Here is a 287-nt window from a genome sequence, read left to right on the forward strand (position 1 = left end):
CTTATACAGAACGAATCTGTATACACAATCAACAACGATCCTCATTTCTAATGAAGACGGAGTTTTCCAGACTATTGAAACTAATATCGTTTCATCTTTACCATTCCTGCAAACAAGCAATGATACTCTTATCGGACAATATGCTTCAACTGTCTTGAATGGTATTCGTGAAGTGTCTGCAATCGTTGAGAGGGCTATCCCAGTTCCCGATCCTCAAGGATATTCGACTATCTATAAAGGACAACTAAACACACTCACGGGATATGTTGAAGCAAGTTCGATTGACT

Annotated in this window: 1 protein-coding gene; it reads left to right on the top strand. The window is 39.0% G+C overall.

Features of this window, described 5'->3' with window-relative positions; translation table 11 throughout:
• The coding region (locus N1032_RS25305; RefSeq protein WP_259543346.1) for a hypothetical protein at positions 1-287 on the top strand (287 nt) is incomplete at both ends.

It is taken from the genome of Herbiconiux daphne (assembly GCF_024979295.1).
Taxonomy (GTDB): Bacteria; Actinomycetota; Actinomycetes; order Actinomycetales; family Microbacteriaceae; genus Herbiconiux; species Herbiconiux daphnes.